This window comes from Erwinia sp. PsM31, assembly GCF_030433775.1.
Classification (GTDB): Bacteria; Pseudomonadota; Gammaproteobacteria; order Enterobacterales; family Enterobacteriaceae; genus Erwinia; species Erwinia aeris.
Genome location: NZ_JARUWZ010000036.1, coordinates 1 through 19,572 on the forward strand (window position 1 = coordinate 1; position 19,572 = coordinate 19,572).

The 19,572-nt window shown below is 56.0% G+C and carries 13 protein-coding genes; 4 read left to right on the plus strand and 9 right to left on the minus strand.

Features of this window, described 5'->3' with window-relative positions; translation table 11 throughout:
- Nucleotides 1-156: 156 nt before the first annotated feature.
- Together iolB and QCD69_RS20100 are read right to left on the minus strand one after the other, a co-directional pair.
- Complete coding sequence (iolB, locus tag QCD69_RS20095) at nt 157-978, minus strand: 5-deoxy-glucuronate isomerase (RefSeq protein ID WP_253457391.1); 822 nt, start codon at nt 976-978, stop codon at nt 157-159.
- 18 nt (nt 979-996) lie between these two features.
- Nucleotides 997-2,502, minus strand: coding sequence for a CoA-acylating methylmalonate-semialdehyde dehydrogenase (locus QCD69_RS20100; RefSeq protein WP_301253334.1), 1,506 nt, complete (start codon nt 2,500-2,502; stop codon nt 997-999).
- 545 nt (nt 2,503-3,047) lie between these two features.
- On the opposite strand from QCD69_RS20100, the gene QCD69_RS20105 reads away from it, so the two are divergent.
- Nucleotides 3,048-3,863, plus strand: coding sequence for a TIM barrel protein (locus tag QCD69_RS20105; RefSeq protein WP_301253335.1), 816 nt, complete (start codon nt 3,048-3,050; stop codon nt 3,861-3,863).
- Nucleotides 3,864-4,170: 307 nt separating this feature from the next.
- On the opposite strand, the gene QCD69_RS20110 is transcribed toward QCD69_RS20105, so the two are convergent.
- Entirely contained in the window at nt 4,171-5,367 is a 1,197-nt protein-coding gene (locus QCD69_RS20110) for an MFS transporter (protein ID WP_301253336.1), read from the minus strand.
- Nucleotides 5,368-5,614: 247 nt separating this feature from the next.
- Between QCD69_RS20110 and QCD69_RS20115 the strand changes: the two genes are divergently transcribed.
- On the plus strand, nt 5,615-6,676 hold the full coding sequence (locus QCD69_RS20115; RefSeq protein WP_253457379.1) for an AI-2E family transporter: 1,062 nt from the start codon (nt 5,615-5,617) through the stop codon (nt 6,674-6,676).
- 3 nt (nt 6,677-6,679) lie between these two features.
- Here the strand turns inward: QCD69_RS20115 and QCD69_RS20120 are convergent, their stop codons facing one another.
- Nucleotides 6,680-7,624, minus strand: a complete 945-nt coding sequence (locus QCD69_RS20120) for an ABC transporter substrate-binding protein (RefSeq protein WP_301253337.1) — start codon at nt 7,622-7,624, stop codon at nt 6,680-6,682.
- 9 nt (nt 7,625-7,633) lie between these two features.
- Nucleotides 7,634-8,398, minus strand: coding sequence for a class II aldolase/adducin family protein (locus tag QCD69_RS20125; protein ID WP_301253338.1), 765 nt, complete (start codon nt 8,396-8,398; stop codon nt 7,634-7,636).
- Nucleotides 8,399-8,602: 204 nt separating this feature from the next.
- Here QCD69_RS20125 and QCD69_RS20130 point away from each other — a divergent pair, with 204 nt between their 5' ends.
- A complete protein-coding gene (locus tag QCD69_RS20130; protein ID WP_301253339.1) occupies nt 8,603-10,171 on the plus strand; it encodes an EAL domain-containing protein in 1,569 nt (522 codons plus the stop codon).
- 58 nt (nt 10,172-10,229) lie between these two features.
- Here QCD69_RS20130 and QCD69_RS20135 read toward each other — a convergent pair whose 3' ends face one another.
- Entirely contained in the window at nt 10,230-10,703 is a 474-nt protein-coding gene (locus QCD69_RS20135) for a hypothetical protein (protein WP_301253340.1), read from the minus strand.
- A 418-nt stretch (nt 10,704-11,121) separates the two neighbouring features.
- Here QCD69_RS20135 and proP point away from each other — a divergent pair, with 418 nt between their 5' ends.
- The gene (proP, locus tag QCD69_RS20140; protein ID WP_253457366.1) at nt 11,122-12,627 is read left to right on the plus strand and encodes a glycine betaine/L-proline transporter ProP; all 1,506 of its coding nucleotides are present in this window, start codon (nt 11,122-11,124) and stop codon (nt 12,625-12,627) included.
- A gap of 58 nt (nt 12,628-12,685) precedes the next feature.
- Here the strand turns inward: proP and QCD69_RS20145 are convergent, their stop codons facing one another.
- The 3 genes from QCD69_RS20145 to QCD69_RS20155 form a co-directional block, all read right to left on the minus strand.
- Nucleotides 12,686-13,792: an ABC transporter substrate-binding protein gene (locus QCD69_RS20145; protein ID WP_301253341.1), complete on the minus strand. Its 1,107-nt coding sequence runs from the start codon at nt 13,790-13,792 to the stop codon at nt 12,686-12,688.
- Nucleotides 13,793-13,809: 17 nt separating this feature from the next.
- The gene (locus QCD69_RS20150) at nt 13,810-15,942 is read right to left on the minus strand and encodes a TonB-dependent siderophore receptor (RefSeq protein WP_253457360.1); all 2,133 of its coding nucleotides are present in this window, start codon (nt 15,940-15,942) and stop codon (nt 13,810-13,812) included.
- Nucleotides 15,943-16,071: 129 nt separating this feature from the next.
- On the minus strand, nt 16,072-19,557 hold the full coding sequence (locus QCD69_RS20155; protein WP_301253342.1) for an autotransporter outer membrane beta-barrel domain-containing protein: 3,486 nt from the start codon (nt 19,555-19,557) through the stop codon (nt 16,072-16,074).
- Nucleotides 19,558-19,572 lie beyond the last annotated feature (15 nt).

Consider the following 19,572-nt stretch of genomic DNA (forward strand, 5'->3'; position numbering starts at 1 on the left):
GAAAGGTCAGAAAGGTCAGAAAGGTCAGAAAGGTCAGAAAGGTCAGAAAGGTCAGGCTTGATGATTACGCCAGCAAGCACAACAGGAAAAGGTAAAATAGCCGGAAGCCACGGTGAAAAGATAAAACGGGTGGCGAGCGGCCACCCGAAAGGGTTCTTAACCTTCTTTACGCGGGTAATCTTCGCTGTTTACCCAGGCATGATCTTTTTCCCAGCTGAATTTCCACAGGCGAACCGGCCCGGCCATTACGTTCAGGTAATAATTGTCGTAACCGGCGATAGTCGCCACCGGATGGTAGCCTCGCGGCACCATTACCACATCGTGGTTATAGGCCGCCATGCACTCATCCAGCGAGCGGTCGTCGGTATAGACTCGCTGCATCGCAAAGCCCTGTTCCGGATTAAAACGGTGGTAATAGGTTTCCTCCAGATAGGTTTCGGTTTCTGAATCCTCCCTGTCGTGCTTATGGCTGGGATAAGAACTGGTATCGCCCTCGTCGGTATAAACCTCGACCACCAGCAGGCTGTCAGCGGGCTGGTCATCCGGCAGAATATTATGCACCAGCCGTTTATTGCGCCCTTTGCCGCGCCTCTCCACGCCCACGTCACCAGGCGCAATCAGGCGTGCCGGCAGGTTACCCTTGCCAGGCGCGCGACAGACCGCCAGTTCCAGATCGGAATCGGCCCGAACCTCTACCCGATCGTTATGCGGCACGTAAACGGAGTAAGGCGGCGTGCGTTCAAAAGGCGACATGCGTCTGCCGATATCCGGAAACTCTGCGTCGCGGGTTTTTACCGACGCCAGCCCGGCCACCAGCACCAGGCACAGCTCCTGACTGCCGCTTTCCAGCTGCAGGGTCTGGCCCTTTTTCAGCTGCCAGGCCTCGAAGCCGACATAGCGCCAGTTTGCGCTTTCCGGCGTAATCTGCTGGATACGTCCCTGCGCATCCGGACGTTGTGCTTTGGACAGCAATGACATGGTGCTCCTCCTTATGCGTTATCCCAGCGTTGGCATACTAAATTCAGAAACGGTCTTTTGTCCGCTCGGCCAGCGAACGGTCGCGGTTTTCATTCGGGTGTAGAAACGCACGCCGTCCGGCCCATGAACGTTCAGCGCACCAAACACGGAACGCTTCCAGCCGCCGAAGCTGTGGAATGCCATCGGTACGGGAACCGGTACGTTAACGCCTACCATGCCCGCCTGCACCTCGCGTACAAAGTCGCGACCTGTATGACCGTTACTGGTAAAGATCGCGCTGCCGTTGCCGAACTCATGGCTGTTAACCAGTTTTAGCGCCGTCTCGTAATCCGGCGCGCGCATGATGCTCAGCACCGGGCCAAAAATCTCTTCGCGCCAGATAACCATATCGGCAGTGACGTTATCAAAAAGCGTTCCGCCTACGTAGTAACCTTCCGCATAGCCCGGCACCTGGAAATTACGCCCATCGACAACCAGTTTCGCGCCTTCCTCTACCCCTTTGTCGATATAACCCAGCACTTTTTTCTGGTGTGCGGCGGAAACTACCGGCCCCATTTCGTTTTCTTCACTGCCTTTCTGCATGCCAGGCCCGACGCGCAGAGCTTTGACCAGCGGCGTCAGCGCGGCAATCAGCTTATCGGCCGTATCATCGCCCACCGCGACCACTACCGGCAGCGCCATGCAGCGTTCGCCCGCAGAACCAAAGGCACCGCCCATAATGGCATTGACCGTGGCGTCTAAATCCGCGTCCGGCATGACAATCGCATGGTTTTTGGCCGCGCCGAAGGCCTGCACGCGCTTGCCATGTGCGCTTGCGGTTTTATAAATATGTTCCGCCACGCCCGAAGAGCCAACAAAGCTGACGGCCTGAACGCGCGGATCGGTATAAAGCTGTTCAGCATCTTCATTGGAACAGTGAATAACGTTAAAGACGCCATCCGGCAGGCCGGCTTCCGTCAGCAGTTCAGCCATACGCACGGAGGCGGAGGGATCCAGCGCCGGCGGCTTAAGCACAAAGGTGTTGCCGCAGGCCAGCGCGATAGGGAACATCCACAGCGGCACCATCGCCGGGAAGTTGAAAGGCGTAATGCCGGCGACGACGCCCAGCGGCTGCATCAGCGAATAGCTGTCCACGCCTGTCGCGACGTCCGCCGAATTTTCGCCTTTAATCAAATGAGGAATACCGCAGGCAAACTCCACGACTTCCATACCGCGCGTCAGTTCTCCCAGCGCGTCTGACCAGACTTTACCGTGCTCGCTAACGATTAGCGCAGCCAGCTCGTCGCGATGCTGCTCCATCAGGGCCTTGAAATTAAACAGGACGCGGGCGCGGCGCAGCGGTGATGTGCGGGACCAGCCTTCAAAGGCGTTATGCGCGGCTGCGATGGCGTGAGCGACCTCTTGTGCCGTGCTTTGCGTCACCTCACGCACCGGTTTGCCGGTCGCCGGATCGTAAACCGGAATTGTTTCGTTACTGGCGCTCAAAGACGTTTTTCCGCCGATAAAGTTTCCTGTAATAGTCATGTTCTGGCCTCTTAAATGGTGGTATTCCCTGTGGGCGGCTGCCTTTTAGCGGACGGCCCAACCGGACAACTCCCGAATGCGTGCAAAGACACTATTATATTGGAATAAATTTTTCAAATATTCCACTTTAGAAAATCTGTTTTTAGCGGCATAGATCGCATTTTCCTTTTTGCGCTGCCGGGTGATTTTATGCTGCATCAGCGCGGAGCGTTAAAATAAAGAATCCAGTGCTGATGGGGGCCTGGAGCTTTAATAGAGGCTTTTTTCCTCGCGTATTCATTTGATTTCACTTGCTCCGGAAGGAGCGGGATTTCATGTATAAAGCCTGCTCAAAACGAAATTTTGCGAGGAAGATCTAAAAATTTAAGTTTCATCATTCCCCATTAATGAAATAAATGTTCTTCTGTTGCACAACGTTCGACAGGTCGCGGTACAGGCTGAAAGTTCAGGTTATCGGGGCTGGTCTGATTGCTGATGGTGCAGGCCAGGCAAAGCCCTTGCCAACAGTCCGACATTTATCTCTTTTACTTTGCAGGAGCTGCAAGATGGCGATTGATCCAACCCGTATCTGTATTAACCGTAAAATTGCTCCCGGCCTTGGCATTGAGCAATTTTTCAAACTGGTTCACGGGCTCGGTCTGAATAAGGTTGAGCTGCGCAACGATATGTCCAGCGGCAAGGTGACGGACAATCTGAGCCACGAAGAGGTGCGCGAGCTGGCGCAGCGATACGGTCTGGAAATTGTTACCATCAACGCTGTCTATCCTTTCAACCAGGTGGACGAAGCCCTGCAGGCAAAAACGGAAGCGCTGCTGAAGGACGCCAGGGGCGTAGGCGCAAAAGCGCTGGTGCTCTGTCCGTTAAATGACGGTACGCCAATTTCTGCGGAAGAAACTATCAGCGCGCTGAAAAAACTGGCGCCGCTGTTTGAGCAATATGGCATTGAAGGCCTGGTTGAGCCTCTCGGCTTTCCGATCAGTTCATTGCGTTCCGCCGTCCACGCCCAGGCGCTAATCCGCGATGCCAACGTGCCTTTCCGCCTGTTAGTGGATACCTTCCACCATCATCTGTACGAAAAGGCGGAAGCGGAATTTGAAAGCGGGATCGATATCGACAATATTGGCCTGGTCCACCTTTCGGGCGTCGAGGATACAAGGCCAACGGCGGAACTGACCGACGAAGAACGCATTATGCTGAGTGAAGGTGACCTGCTGAGAAGCGTGGCTCAGGTACAGCGCCTGGAACGCATGGGGTATCGGGGCGTGTACGCGCTGGAACCTTTTTCTTCTGTTATGGAAAACTGGCGCGCTGCGGATATTGAGCGGGAAATCCGTCAAAGCATTCAGCTGTTGCAGGCATAAAATTTTTTAGCGCGCGGCCCGGTGCTGTGGCTGCGCTCTGCCCCTGATTCCCTCTCTTTTATCTGTGTCGTATCTTGCGGTCTGATGGCCGCCCTTTTTTTAGCGCTTTTGCGGTATCAACAGCTTTCCCACGCAGCACGCGGCGTCGACAGCTTTCCGCGTGACGAGCGTTATCAACAACCTTCCCGCGCAACATGCATCATCGACAGCCACTCAACGCCGCGCCCTGGCGCCTGATCAAAAAGTCTTTTGCATAATATTTACAATGTTCAACCGTATCTGGCGCCCTGCGCAACGGAAACGCTGCTCAGGCGCTTTCCGCTATTGCATGACGGGCCTTCAACGTCAGCAACATCGCCAGACAGACCAGCAGCGCGCTAACCAGATAAATAACCGGGACGCCGGCATAGCTCATTACCAGCCCGGCCAGCGGCCCGGTGATGCCCAGCGCAAGATCCATAAAGGCCGTATAGGTTGCCAACGCGCTGCCCTGATTCTGCGCGGGCACGGCCTTCACCGCCACCACGCCAATCGCCGGGAAAACCAGCGAGAAGCCGGCACCGGTCAGCAGCGCGCCCAGCTTTGCCATCCACGGATCCGCCGCACCCCAGACCAGAAATAAACCGACGGCTTCTACCGCAAAGCAGACCGCCGCCACCATCAGTCCACCGTGCCGGTTAATGGCGTTGGGAAACAACAGGCGCGTACCGACAAAAGCGCCGCTGAACAGCGTCAGCGCCCAGGCCGCGCCGTCCCAGCCTTTGTTCTGGTAGAAGAGCGTAATAAAGGTAGCGATCACGCCAAAGCCGGCGGATCCCATCGCCAAAAGGGTACCGAAGCGCCAGATCTTGCCCAGCACGGCGCGAAAAGGCAGCGGTCTGCCCTTGCTGCTTTTGACGGCAGGTCGTGGCAGCGCCATCAGCACCGCCAGCAGCGCGATAGCCGTTACCACGCCGGCCAGCAACAGCAGGCCGCCCCAGCGATAAATGCCCACGCCCAGCGGCGCGCCAATCGCCATCGCGCCATAGGTGAAAATGCCGTTCCAGGAAATTACGCGTCCTATATGAAGCGATCCCACTACGCCGACGCCCCAAAGCGTGGAGCCGGTTCCGGCAAAACTTTGCCCTATGCCAAGCACGATCCGGCCAAAGCAAAGCAAAAGCAGGCTAACCATCGGGAGCGTTGCGGTTAACGCGGCAAGCGCATAGCACAGCCCGCTGATCAGACAGCCGCAAAGCCCAGCCACCACGACTCTTTTCGGGCCCAGCAGGTCGGCAAAGCGCCCCGCGTGCGGACGACTGACCAGCGTGGCGAAATATTGCAGGCTTACCACTAATCCAGCCCAAAATGCGCTGTAGCCCATCACATCGTGGACATAGCCAGGCAGCACTGCCAGCGGCAGGCCAATAGTCAGATAAGCGGCGAAATTGAAAATCACAACGGAAATGATGCGCAGATTCAGACGTAAAGCGCCCGGAGCCTCCGGGGCGGGTTGTTCAGGCATAGCGAAGAATATCCTGTCCGAAATGACATGAATAATAACTATAACCTGATTTCCCGGCCCGCAGGCGGCCAGTGCATAAATTATGCGGCACGCTATTTTTAACACGGCCTGCAGCCAGACCAGCTATTGCTGACGTATCCTGCTCTGCGTTGAACAAAATATCCCGGTTCTGAGACCTTTCCTGAAATCAGAAGCCTGCCGGAAAACAGTCGCTACACTTAATCACAAAAAGCCTGAAGGAGAAGGAATGAACGCACCACAGCAGGAGAAGATGGGGCAGAATATGCTGCTAAAAATGGCGACGCTGGTCGTGGTTTTAGCCGGCATCAAGGCGGCATCGGCTATCCTGGTTCCCTTTTTACTGGCCCTGTTTCTGGCCATTATTTTAAACCCGCTGGTTACCATCCTGATGCGGCGCGGCGTCCGGCGCGGTATGGCTATCAGCCTGGTGATCGCGGCGGTGCTGGTTGCATTCGGGCTGCTGGTGGCGATGATTGCCGGTTCGGCGGATGAGTTCTCTACCGTTTATCCGCAGCTTCAGCAGCAAATGACGCAAAGGCTGGCGCAGCTTCAACATATTGCCGCGCCTTTTCATATTAATCTTTCTACCAACAGCCTGGCGGCGCGGCTCGATCCCAACGCCATTATGGGCATGGCGACGCTGATCCTCAGCCAGTTTTCCGGCGCGCTGACCAACCTGGTGCTGCTGATTATGACAGTGGTGTTTATGCTGTTTGAAGTGCATCACCTGCCCTACAAGCTGCGTTTCGCGCTGATCAATCCTAAAATTCGCATCGCCGGGCTGCATAAAGCGCTGAAAGGCGTTACCCATTACCTGGCGCTGAAAACGCTGATTAGCCTGATTACCGGGTTTTCCGTCTGGCTGGTGCTGATGCTGCTGGATGTGCAGTTCGCGCTAATGTGGGGCGTAGTGGCGTTCGTTTTAAACTATATTCCCAATATCGGCCCTATTATTGCCGGTATTCCGCCCACGCTACAGGCGCTGCTGCTAAACGGCGTGTATGAAGCGGCGCTGGTCGCAGCGCTTTTCAGCGCGATCCATATGGTGTTTGGCAATATGCTGGAGCCGCGCGTGATGGGAAAAGGGCTGGGGCTTTCCAGCCTGGTTGTGTTCCTGTCGCTGATTTTCTGGGGCTGGCTGCTGGGGCCGGTAGGAATGCTGCTCTCCGTACCGCTCACGAGCGTGTGTAAAATCCTGATGGAGACCACGCCGGGCGGCAGCAAACTGGCGATCCTGCTGGGCAACGGCAGACCGCCGAGGACGGCAAAACCCAAACTGCAAAAATAGTCGTCAGCGCGCGTCAAAGACGCTGGTATCGGTTATTGCCCGCACATCAACCTTGTTGGGCAAGATAGCCAGCGAGGAGAAGAGATCGGCAACCTGCTGAACTTTAGCGATATCCTCTGCCGTAACCGGCCGTATGCCATGAGAAATACGGCCGGTAATGCCTTTCGACACTTCCGGCGGCAGACGAGTCAGCGACGAATAAACCTTATTATACTCAACCGGATGCGCTATCCCCCAGGCGCGAGCCTGCACCAGTCGGCGCGCGAAATCGGCGATAGCCAACCGCTTTTGCGGATCTTTTAGCGAGCTGCCGGTAGCGGTGACAAACGAGAGCGAGGTGGTCAGCCCTTTGCTGTCGCGCAGCAGCCGCGCGCCGTGCTGTTCAGCAATGCCAAGATAGGGATCGAAAGTGGCCCAGGCGGCAATTTGGCCGGAATTAAAGGCGGCGCTGGCGTCGGTCGGCAGAACAAAGCGTACGGAAACCGCCGTTTGCGGCACTCCGGCCTCTTCCAGCGCTTCATAGAGCAAATGCTGCGAGATGCTGCCGCGCGCGGAGGAGACCACCACCGTTTTTCCGGCCAGATCCCTCACGCTGTGCAGCGGTGAATCAGCGGGTACTATCAGCCCATTGCTCGCGCTGTCGCCCACGTTGGTGGCGATAATTTTCAGATCGACGCCGCCCGAGGCCGCCATCAGCACCGGCAGGTCGCCCGCGTAAGAGGTATCCACTGCGCCAGCCCGCTGGGCTTCAAACAGCGGCGCGGCGCCCTGAAAGTTGGCCCAGCGGTAGTCATAAGGCGCGTCTTTCATTACGCCGGAAGCCTCCACCAGCGACCGTAGATTCCGCGCCTGGTCGCCCAGTACCAGCGTCACTTTTTCCGCTTTTGCCGCACTGGCTATCAGGCTTATGCCCAGCAGCAGCGCCAGCGCGCTTTTTCCCGCTTTCATCTTTTTTCCTTAAAGCGCGTTACGCGCCAGCTGACGAATATAGGCATCCCAGTGCAGCAGATACTTTTTATTTTTTATGCCGTTATCAAAAACCCGCGCGGCTTTTTCGGCCACGCTGTCGGGCACAATGCTCAGCTCTGCGCCGCCAGACTGGGCCGCCAACTGCGCCACGCACGCTCTTTCCAGGTAATAAAGGTTGTAGAAGGCCTCTTCCAGATTTTCACCGCAGGTCAGCAGGCCATGATTACGCAGGATCAGCGCGTTCAGATTGCCCAGGTCGGCGACGATACGCTGCTGTTCATCCAGATCCAGCGCGATGCCTTCGTAATCGTGATAGGCCAGCCTGCGGTAAAAACGCATACTGTGCTGCGAAATCATCAGCAGACCGTTTTTCTGCGCCGCCACGCCAATGCCCGCCGCCGTATGGGTATGCAGCACGGCGTGCGTGTGCGGGCGGGCGCGGTGAATAGCGCTGTGGATAACGTAGCCAGCCGGGTTGATGCCTGAGCCGACAGGATCGTCAATGATTTCGCCGTCCAGATCGACTTTCACCAGCGTTTCCGGCGCAATTTCGTCGAAGGTTTGTCCGTAAGCGTTGATCAGGAAATGCGGCTTGTCGCCCGGCACCCGCAGCGAAAAGTGGGTGTAGATATGATCGGTCCAGCGCAGCCGCGCGGCCAGCTGGTAACACTGGGCCAGTTTGACGCGAGCCTGCCACTCCGCGTCGGTAATTCGCGCGCGAAGCGATTCGGCGGAATGCAGTGCGCCACTCATAAAATCCTCCTGAATACAGCGTGATGGAAGCCCGAAGCCGGGCCAGGGCATCCTGACACAGAAGAAACGTATGGCGGAAACGATCAATCTGAGAATAAATTGCATAAAATTAGCTAAGCGACGGCGCACCTGATTTTTTTTTCCGCGCCATGCTACCTTTACCTTTTCAGGCGGCGCAGGGATGCCGCTAACAGAGGACAATGAATGGATCGGCCGAAAAGAAGCAGTGAAAAAAGAGGCGTGCTGCTGGCGGTCGCTGGCATAGTGCCGCTGCTCCTTTGTCTGATCTTTACTTTTATCGACGCCAGACAGATCGTTAAGCGCCAGCAGGCGGCGACGGCGGGTATGCTGCTGGCGCATGCCGAAGCAATCGGCGACCGGGCCTGGGATACCCTTGACGAACTTCAGGCGTTTCCGAAAAGACCCTGCGAAGAGATCAATGACGAGCTGAGAAAGTATGCGGCGCTGTCTCCCTATTTTCGCTCAATAGGCGTTATGCGTGAGGGTCGCATAACCTGCTCTTCCGCATTCGGCGGGATACATAACGATATCGCTACCGTTATTCAGCGTCAGCCGCCGACGGATCGAAAAGCGAAGTGGATGCTTTCGTTAAGCCAAACCTGGGCGGTGAGAGACAGGCCCGCCGTGATTTTTATGCACGATACGCCCGCGCATTCCGGCGCTTTTGTGATCGTTGACGGCCAGTATTTGCTGGATGTGATGAGCGCGGTCGGCAAAAGCCAGCATAACAGTATCCGGCTACAGTTCGGTGGCGGCTTCGCCTTGCGCAGCGGCGCAAACGGCAATCAGCCGTCGGGACTGCTCCAGCCCGTGACGCTCAGCGAACGTTCCAGCCGCTACCCTATCGGCGTCGAGGTGACCTCGCCCGCCAGCGATATTGCCTTTACCTGGCGTCAGGGTCTGTTTACCTTCGTGCCGATGGCGCTGATCCTGTCGCTGCTGTTGATGACCGTGACCAACAACTGGCTGAAACGTAAGCTTTCTCCCCGCGACCAGCTGCGGAAAGCCATACTGCATCGCGAATTCTCCGTTAATTATCAGCCTGTTTATCATATGGTTACAGGTAAAGCCAGCGGCGCTGAAGTGCTGATGCGCTGGCAGCGGCCCGACGGCCACTGGGTAAGGCCAGATATGTTTATCACCGCGGCGGAAGCGGAAGAGATGATCATACCTTTGACCCGCCATCTGATGGAGCTGGTGCTGGAGGATGCCAAACAGTGGAGCCTGCCGCCGGATTTCCGTCTGGCGCTTAACGTGGCCGCCGCGCACGTCCAGCACGACGATTTTGTCGAGGATATCCGCTATTTTGCTCGTGGCATGGCGATACATCGACCGGATATCACGCTGGAACTGACCGAGCGCAGCCTGCTTTCCGACGGAGAAGACGTTGTGCAAAAGCTCCAGCTGCTGCGTAATGAAGGTATTCATATCGCCATTGATGACTTTGGCACCGGCCACTGCTCGCTCTCTTATCTGCAAACCTTCCCGCTGGATTACCTGAAAATCGACCGCGGCTTCGTCAATGCCATCGAATCAACCACGGGCGAAGCGCCGGTGCTGGACGCCATCATCACGCTAAGCCACAAGCTGGGGCTGAAGATTGTGGCGGAGGGCGTAGAAAACGCCACTCAGCTTCATTATTTGCAGGCGCGCGGAGTAGTATTTATTCAGGGATATTATTACGCCCGCCCAATGGACAACCGGCTATTTATGTCCTGGATGCAGCAGGAAGGTCAACGCCCGCTGGTTTAAATAGTCGGATACAGGCTGAATTAACGCCGACGGCGAAAAAGCGTAACGATTTTCAATTTCATTTACGTAGCTTTAGCGCCGCCCGCAATGCAATCCTGACGGCGTCGTCTTCGGGGAACGTTTTTTGTTCGCTATGGGTTATCCCTGCCTCTTCGTACCGGGCTTTCGTCCGTTCATTAATCCTGGCCAGCATTGTGATAATTTGAGACGAAACCTGCTGGTGCTCCTGATATATATCCCAATAGCTTTTTCGCTGATATTTCAGGAAGCGATACTTTAATATAAACCTAATGTTATCAATACATTGAATAAATTTCATTCGCATCAAGCCTGGCCACTTAGCCATTAGCAAAGCGCGTTCTTCAGACCCTGTTTTGTCTGTAATTTCTCCACTCTCAGGCTTTATCTGTTTTTGTGAGTAAACCCTACCGTTATTAAGGAGAAAAGTTTGCTGAGGCCGGAAGAATTTTAAATTAGCTTCTGTGCTTTCCAGCCAATAGTTTTTAAAATGAACGTGTTTTTTATTATTCATTACCCCCCCGCAAGACTGCGAACGGCAGTATTACCGATCGAGCCAGCAGGCGCAATACTAATATTGGCAGGTAGCCTGACTTAATCTCATTATAAAAAAGTGGGCAATGTCTTCTTATTCCCCCTCACCTGGCTGGCCTTCGCCGTGAATTTTTCTGGCGTTTTCGGCTGCGTCGAGGGCGCGGTTGCGTCCGTTAACCGCTGGTTACACAATCTAATTTCAGGTAGAAATTATGTTACACAGCGCAGAAACGATATACTGAAAGCAGACGGATATTTGTTAACGAACGAACAAATTTGCTACTTATCTCCGTCGACAGGGCGAAAGCCCGTACGCTATTCGCTCTGCTTTCCCGCTGCGGCGGTGCGAGCGGAGCGGAAGATTTTTCCGGGAAACAGTCAATTACAGGGTGCTTTATATGAAGCTACGTAGGAAGCGTGTTAAGCCGATTGGCTTAAAAGACGTAACGATCATTGATGATGCCAGGTTACGCAAAGCCATTACCGCAGCGTCGCTCGGTAACGCTATGGAGTGGTTTGACTTTGGGGTATACGGCTTTGTCGCCTATGCGCTGGGCCAGGTATTTTTCCCCGGCGCCGACCCTGGCGTGCAGATGATTGCCGCGCTGGCGACCTTCTCCGTTCCTTTCCTGATCCGCCCGCTTGGCGGCCTGTTCTTTGGCGCGCTGGGCGATAAGTATGGTCGTCAGAAAATCCTTTCCATTACCATTGTCATTATGTCGGTCAGTACTTTCTGTATCGGCCTGATACCTTCTCATGCCTCTATCGGCATCTGGGCGCCCATCCTGCTGCTGCTGTGTAAAATGGCGCAGGGCTTCTCGGTAGGCGGCGAATATACCGGTGCCTCTATTTTTGTGGCCGAATACTCGCCTGACCGCAAGCGCGGCTTTATGGGCAGCTGGCTGGACTTCGGTTCTATTGTCGGCTTTGTGACGGGCGCAGGCCTGGTGGTGCTGATTTCTACCGTGGTCGGCGAAGCGAATTTCCTTGACTGGGGCTGGCGTATTCCGTTCTTCGTGGCGCTGCCGCTGGGCCTGATCGGCATCTATCTGCGTAACGCGCTGGAAGAAACGCCTGCGTTCCAGCAGCACGTTGAGAAACTGGAACAGGGCGATCGCGAAGGTCTGGCCGACGGCCCGAAAGTGTCGTTTAAGGATATCGCTACCAAACACTGGAAAAGCCTGCTGGCCTGTATCGGTCTGGTGCTGTCTACCAACGTCACCTACTACATGCTGCTGACCTATATGCCCAGCTACCTGTCGCATAACCTTCACTACTCCGAAGATCACGGCGTAATGATTATTATCGCGATTATGATTGGTATGCTGTTCGTGCAGCCGGTAATGGGCCTGATGAGCGATAAGTTTGGCCGTCGCCCGTTTGTGATTATCGGCAGTATTGCACTGCTGCTGCTGGCGATCCCGTGCTTTATGCTGATTAACAGTAACGTGATGGGCCTGATTTTCGCCGGTCTGTTGCTGTTGGCGGTGATCCTGAACTGCTTTACGGGCGTAATGGCTTCGTCGCTGCCGGCGATGTTCCCTACCCATATTCGCTACAGCGCGCTGGCCAGCGCCTTCAATATATCTATTCTGGTAGCGGGCCTGACGCCAACGCTGGCGGCGTGGCTGGTGGAGTACACCGCCAACCTCTATATGCCAGCCTACTATCTGATGGTGGTAGCGGTTGTGGGTCTGATTACCGGTATCATGATGAAGGAAACGGCCAATATGCCGCTGCGTGGTGCAACGCCTGCCGCCTCTGATATTGCCGAGGCAAGAGAGCTGTTGCAGGAGCATCACGACAATATCGAGAGCAAGATCGAAGATATTAGCGAGCAGATCGCCGAGCTGGAAGAGAAGCGTAAGCATCTGATTAACCAGCATCCCCGCATTAACGAGTAAGCCTACAGGTTTGCATTAGCAAGTCAGTTTAAAAGCCCGCAGCCGCGGGCTTTTTCTTTCACCTTCCGCTTTTTTCGCCGCTTGTCCAGTAGGTGCCGGTTTCCGGCAGCGGCAAAAATTCCTCGTTCATTTCACGCAGCGTGTCGGCCGGTTCCAGATCGTGGAACAGCTGCGGATGCAGCGTTTTAGCAATAACCTCGACCGCCAGCAGATGCCACGGGCTCAGATAAAAATTGTGCCACACGGCTAAGGTTCGGCCCTGACGAATGGCCGCCAGCTGGGCGATAACCCGCTCGCTCGCCAGCGCCTGCGAAAAACTTTGCTTTGCCGTGGCCGGCGCGACCTGCGGGCCAAGCTGTAGCCGATGCGGCTGCTGCGCATCGCCCAGGCCGGTTGCCAGAAAGAAATCGGGACGGGCAGCCAGCACCGCCTCCGCGCTTAGCTGACCAAATACGCTGCTAAACTGACCGGCCGCAATATTGTCGCCGCCCGCATACGCCAGCAGATCGGCCAGATTGCCGTGTCCCACCGTGGTACAGCACACTTCCCGCCGCCCTATATGCAGTTGCAGCATCACGCGCGGCCTGACTGGAGCCGCCTGACGCAGCCGGTCATGAATTAGCGCCATATGCCGTTGATAGAAGGCGATAAAGCGCTGCGCTTTCTGCTGGTCGCCCAGCGCCTCACCCAAAATTTTCAGGCTCGGTACGGTATTTTTCAGCAGATCTACCCGCGTATCGACGTAGATAACCGGAATGGCCGCCGCGTCCAGCTGCATCAGCGTGCTGTCCTGCGCCGCAGGCTTTTTGGCGTAAAGCGGCAGGATCACCAAATCCGGCCGCAGCGCGATGATTTTTTCCACGCTGAGCTGGCCCGGATTAGCACCGCCAATCAGGGGAATTTTTTTGATGGCGGGGAAAGCGGCGCTGTAGCGTGCCCAGGTCTGCCGATCGTAATGCGGCAGATCGCCAGGCCAGCCCGCCACGCGCCGCAGCGGGTTGCCCTGTTCCACCAGCGCCAGCGTATAGAGCAGCCGTCCTTCGCCCAGTACGATGCGCTGCGGATTGTCCGGCACCGTGACCTTGCGCTGCAAAATATCGGTAAGCATTTTTGCCTGCGGCGCGCTGCAGGCTAACAGCAGCAGCAGGATAGGCCATTTTTTCATGAGGTTTCCCATTACGATCAGAAATCAACGGACGCGGAAACCACGATTTCACGCGGCGCGCCTTCGCTAACACGCAGGTTGCCGCCGCTGGATCCGTAATACGCTTTATCAAACAGGTTGTTGACGTTGATCTTCAGCTGAGTATGTTTGCCCACCAGCTTGCTGTCCCAGGCGGCGAAAGCGTCCGCCACCGTATAGTCCGGCATCGTGAAGCTGTTTTCCGGGTCGCCCGCGCGGGAACCGACGTAGCGCCCGCCGCCGCCGACGCGCACCTCGCCCTGTAGCCAGGAGAAACGCATGGCGTGCGTCAGATAGAGACTGCCGCTGTTGGTTGGCGCGTTGACCAGCCGATTGCCCTCGTTAGCCGGATTAACGTCATCCTCAACGATTTCCGTTTTATCGTGGCTATAGGTGGCTATCATGTTCCAGTCCGGCGCCAGCTCACCGTTGATCTCCACCTCCGCGCCGGTAGAGCGCGCCTCAGGAATGTTGCGCGTACTGCCGTTGATTAACACCGACATATCCTTCTCGTCAATACGATACAGCGCCAGCGTGGCGGACACAGCGGGCAACATTTGCCACTTTGCGCCCACTTCATAAGTCGTGCCTTTTTCCGTCGAGGCGACGTTGCCGTCGTCATCGGTTTGCGTTGAAGGGGTAAACGATTTGCTGTAGCTGCCGTAGAGTGAAAGATCGGGCCGCGCCTTATACACCAGCCCTGCCTGCGGCAGAAAAGCATCGCCGCGATCGTTGAGCGTGCTCTGCGGATCGGCCCAGCCGCTGCTGGCGGTTTGGGTGTAGCGCTGATAGCGGGCGCCCGCTACCGCTATCCATTTATCGGTCAGATGGATACTGTCTTTGGCAAACAGCGAACGGCTGTAAAGGTTGGTGCGCAGATTGCTCTGCGCATCGGCCACCGTGCTGGCGTTGATCGGCGGCTCTTCGCCATAGATCGGATCGTACATGTTGAAGGTTTTTGACACCTTGCCGCGATAGGACCAGGCCTTGTAGGTTTCATTCTGCTCGTAGTCAACGCCCAGCATAATATCGTGCTGCATGCCCCAAATCTGCGGGCTGCCGCCTATGTCCCAGGCAAGATAAGTGGTCTGGTGATTGAAGCCGCGGTTCGCGTCCGCGCGGCGAGAGACAATGCCGGTGGCGGCGTTGACCGCCGTAGCGCGGACTTCGTTACTGTCGTAGCGACGCTGCATCCAGGCGTAGTTGAGATGGGTTTCCCAGGTTTCATCCAGGCTGTAGGCGTAGCTGATATTCAGGCGCTTGTTTTTCCCCCAGGCGTGGTTGGCACTGTCGTCCAGACGCTGGTTATAGGGGATATTTACCGGTTTTTTATTGATAAACGCGGTGCCGCGATCGACCGGAATATCAAACTTATATTCGGTATAGCTGATGTTGAAAGCGGCTTTTTCGCCATACCAGCTCAGCGATGGCGACAGCAGCGTATGTTCATTAGCGCCAAAATTACGCCAGTAATCCTCGCGCTGGCGCTCGGCAATCAGGCGAAAGGCAAAGCCGTCGCCCAGCGGCCCGGTGATGTCCACGCTGCCCGCGCCGCCGCCGACGCTGGTGGTTTCGCCGGCAAGATGCGTGTGCCATTCATACTGCGGCTTTTTGCTGACCAGGTTGATAATGCCGCCAGGATTCTGAATGCCGTACAGTAGCGAGGCCGAGCCTTTCAGCACTTCCACATGATCGATGGTGCTGTCCATCGACAGCCCCTGGTTGCTGCGTACGCCGTCGATAAAGATCGAGCCGTCGGAGTTGCTGCCGAAGCCGCGCTTGACGAAGCCGTCCTCAATCGCGCCCAGCGTATTGCCCTGGCTGACGCCGCTGACGAACTTCATGGCGTCGTTCACGCTTTTCACCTGGTAATCTTCTATCACCTGCGGCGTAACCACGCTGACGGACTGCGGCGTTTCATTTCGCGGCAGCGGCATTTTGCTGGCCGCGCTCGCGGTATCCTGGCTGTAGCTGCCTGGCTCGCCGGTGCCGTCGGCGGTCACGGTCAGCGTCGGATCTTTTGCGGTGCCCGCTGCCAGCGCGGCCGTGCTGAACAGTAAGCCAGGTAACAGCAGGGGAATTTTCCCGGTAAAATGCCCAACGGCAAAAGGAAGAGCGAAAGGTGTTTTCATCAATAAACGCGCAGGTAGAGTTATAATTGCTGCGGATGATAATAATTTTCATTACCGTTAGCAATTTCAAAAAGCCGTCTGGCGCAACAAAAAAGGGCCCGCAGGCCCTTTCAGCAACCGCTGAAGCGGTCAGAACTTGTAACGTATCCCCATGTTGCCGGTATAGCCTTCCGTACCCGGCCCAAAGCTGTGGGCATATTTTACCTGAGCATACACGCTGAAGTGCGGATTGAGCTGGCTGCTGACACCGGCGCCCGCCTGCCAGTAGCCACGACGTACGTCCGGCCGCATCGTTTCGTTATTCATATCAACGCCCGGCGTGTGGCCCAGAAACTGCACCACGTCTGCCTGTAGGTAAGGCTTCAGCACGGGATTATCGTAATAGAACCGCAGACCTTCGCGCAGCCGGGCGACCATCAGGTTCTGATCCTTCAGCTTAACGCCGCTGGAATAGGTCTGGCTGATGTTCATGTACTGGCCCATCGCCTGTAGCTGGGGTTCCAGCCTGAACCGGTCGCCTAAAGTCAGCGGGATACCGGTTTCCACCGAGGCGACGACGCCGTAGCTGTCCATTTTGGCGCGGGTCAGGCTGGAGAACTCGTTGCTGTAGCGCGTAAGCTGCACAACGTTATCCAGATAAGCGCCGCTGTCGTTCCATGCCGTCAGATAGCCGCCGATGCCGTAAGCGTTGGTGGTCACTTTACCCACGTCAACGGAGAGTTCCGACCTCAGGCTGCGCGCGGTATCTTTATTGTTACTGCGCTGATGGCCAAGCGTCATCATCGGGCCAGCCGTCAGATGCCAGCCGTCGGCAAACTGACGCGTGACGACATCGCCGCCCAGCTGGACGAAAGTGGTATTCACGTTGAAAGCAAAGCGTCCGGCTGCATACCTGTCGTGACGGCCTGAGACTCGCGCCCAGGCCGTGCCGCCCTGGTAAGCGCCGAGGCGTTCGTGCCAGGTACCGATGGTGTCAAATCCGTAGGTCGAATTCAGATAAGGCGCGATAAGGTAACCTGCTGTTTCCGGGCGGTAAGCAATAACTTCCGGCTCTGGCGCCGCCGCGTCATTACCTGTTTCGTCGCTCTTATCCGTATCCGGCTCAACAACCTCATCCGTATCCGGCACATCAGGAATAATGGGATCCTCATCGATCTCTGCGGCGTCATCCGGTGGCGGAATGGGCGTCAGCGAAGATTGCAGGTACCAGTCCTTGTCACCGATTTTATTCAGGAAGTACTGATAATTACCGGCCACCACGGCGTTTTTCTGATTAAAGGTCGCGGCATCAGCATCGCCTTCCACGCGCACCAGCAGAATACCGCTGTGGGTCAGCGCGCCCGTGCCGCCTTTGTTGTTGACGCTGACATCATAGCTGCCCGAAGCGTTGCCGTTTACCAGCAGCCTGTCGCTGGGTGAATCGTCGCCGCCCAATTGGGTATTAAACGCAAACGAACCGGAGCCGGCCAGATCGCCTTTCACGGCGAGCGAGCTGAAGCCCGAAGCGTTGTTGAACACCACCGAGCCGCCGTCCATCGTCAGCGTGTTCAGGTTGGAATCGGCCGTTACCAGCCAGCTGCTGGCGCTGTTGAGGATTAGCTGATTAACGTTTTGCGTCGCCCCGCTCAGCGTGGAGCCGTCGTTCAGCGTCAGGTTAACGAGGCTATCGTCGCTGACGATAACATCGCCCAGCAGCTGCGAGGCGCCGTTCGCCGTCACGTTCACCGTCGAAAGAAAAACCTCGCCTTTGTCATTAACGTTTGCGCCAGCGCTGAGCGCCGTACCGTTGCCGCCATAAACAAGGCTACCGTTGCTGAGCGTCAGATCCAGCGCGGAGCCTTTAACCAGCACGCCGCTTCCCGCTTCGCTACGCAGCGTTGTGTTATTCAGCGTGACTGCGCTGCTCAGGGTATCGGAATAGATGTTCGCGTACAGCCCGGCCGCCTGCGGTCCTTTTGATGCTGTAGCCGTTCCCGTATTGGCGATGGTGCTGTCGGTCATTTCTATATTGCCAAGGTTGGCAATTAAACCAAACGCGTTGTTCCCGGAAGCGGTAACGGCGACGTTAGCGGCGGTAACGGTTGCCGCACTTCCGGCATAGATGCCCCCGGTGCCTTCGCCGGTAGTGACAATTTCGCCGCCGGTAATAGTAACCACGCTGCTGGCGGTAGCGGCAACGCCATGCGCCTCTTTACCGCTGGTGGTAATGGCTGGATTGACCAGCGTTGCGGTGCTGTTTGTCATAGCCAGGATGCCATAAGCACTGTCGCCAGAAGTATTTATCTGCGTGTCGTGCAACGTTAATTTGCCGGAGCGAATAAGATAGGTGCCAACTGAAAACTCGCCGGCCGTAGTGATAGCGCTATTAGTCAGCGTCAATACGCCAGCGTCAGAGGCGACTGCGCCATACGCCTGGGTGTTACTTGTCGTTATGTTGCTGTTGTTAAGGTCTATTATGGCTCCCTGGGCAGTCCTCACGCCGTAGCCCTGTTCGCCAGAGGTATTAACCGTTATCCCGTCGCCCGTGACGTTTCCTGCATAGGAATAGCTTACCGTGGCATAAAGACCGTAGCTCCCACTACCTGAGGTAAGTAGCGTAGCGTCAGTCAGATTAACTTTGCCACCCGCCATAATCCCATGGGAACTGCCGCCGTGGGTGAGGATATTAACGCCGGTGGCGTCCAGTATAGTGCTGCTGAGCGGCATATAAATGCCGTGGGACTTGACCTTAGAGGTTTGAAACGTGCCGCCGTTAATGGTAGCGCTATCGCCCTGCCCGCTTATTTCAAGGGCGTTATGCGCATGATTGTTATCATTCACTGTTGTCGTGATATCAACGTTATTTAGGGTTGCATGACCGCCCAATGTACGGATGCCGACATAGGCCGCATTGATAGTGCTGTCGTTTAAGATCAACGTGCTGTTTGTACCGTTGCCGATCTCAATAGCCGAAAAGTATTCAGAAGCGGTATCGATAGTGATATTGGTGCCGGTAACATGGCCTCTGCGCGCAAAAATAGCCTGAATGGCTTTGTCACCGGTCAGCGTGAAATGGATATTATTTAGCGTGGCGTTGCCATACACGCCTTCATGTGCATAGACTTCAATGCCGGCAACAGGACTAGTAATAGTTAGTCCATCAGCTTTCAGCACCCCGCCCGATACTTCGATAGCGCCGTCAATTGTGTTAGTCGTAAGCGTAGAATTAATAATAGTAACATCACTGTTTTTGGCCCGGATCCCGCGGCTTTGACTGCCCAGTGTAGCGATCGTGCTGTCGGTGATGGTCAGCGTGCCAGAATCAGCATAGATCGCCGTGGAGTTTTCTTCGCTGGTTGATAACGTCACGCCATTCAGATTCAGGCTGCCCTGTTCGGTTACCCTGGCCCCTCTCGTCCCGGCGTGCGAAGTAGTAAAAGTCAGGCCGCTGTCGGTAGTAAGCTGGCTGCCCGCGCCCGACACCACCAGGGGAACATCGCCTTTTTCAACAGAGGAATAACCGGCAGTGACCTGTAGCGTGGATCCATCGGTGACGACCCACGGCGAAGCCGCCGCAGCGTAAAGCGGTAAAGACAGCATAATACCGGGGATAAAAGGCCTTAATATCATAGCCATAATGCTTCCTTTCGT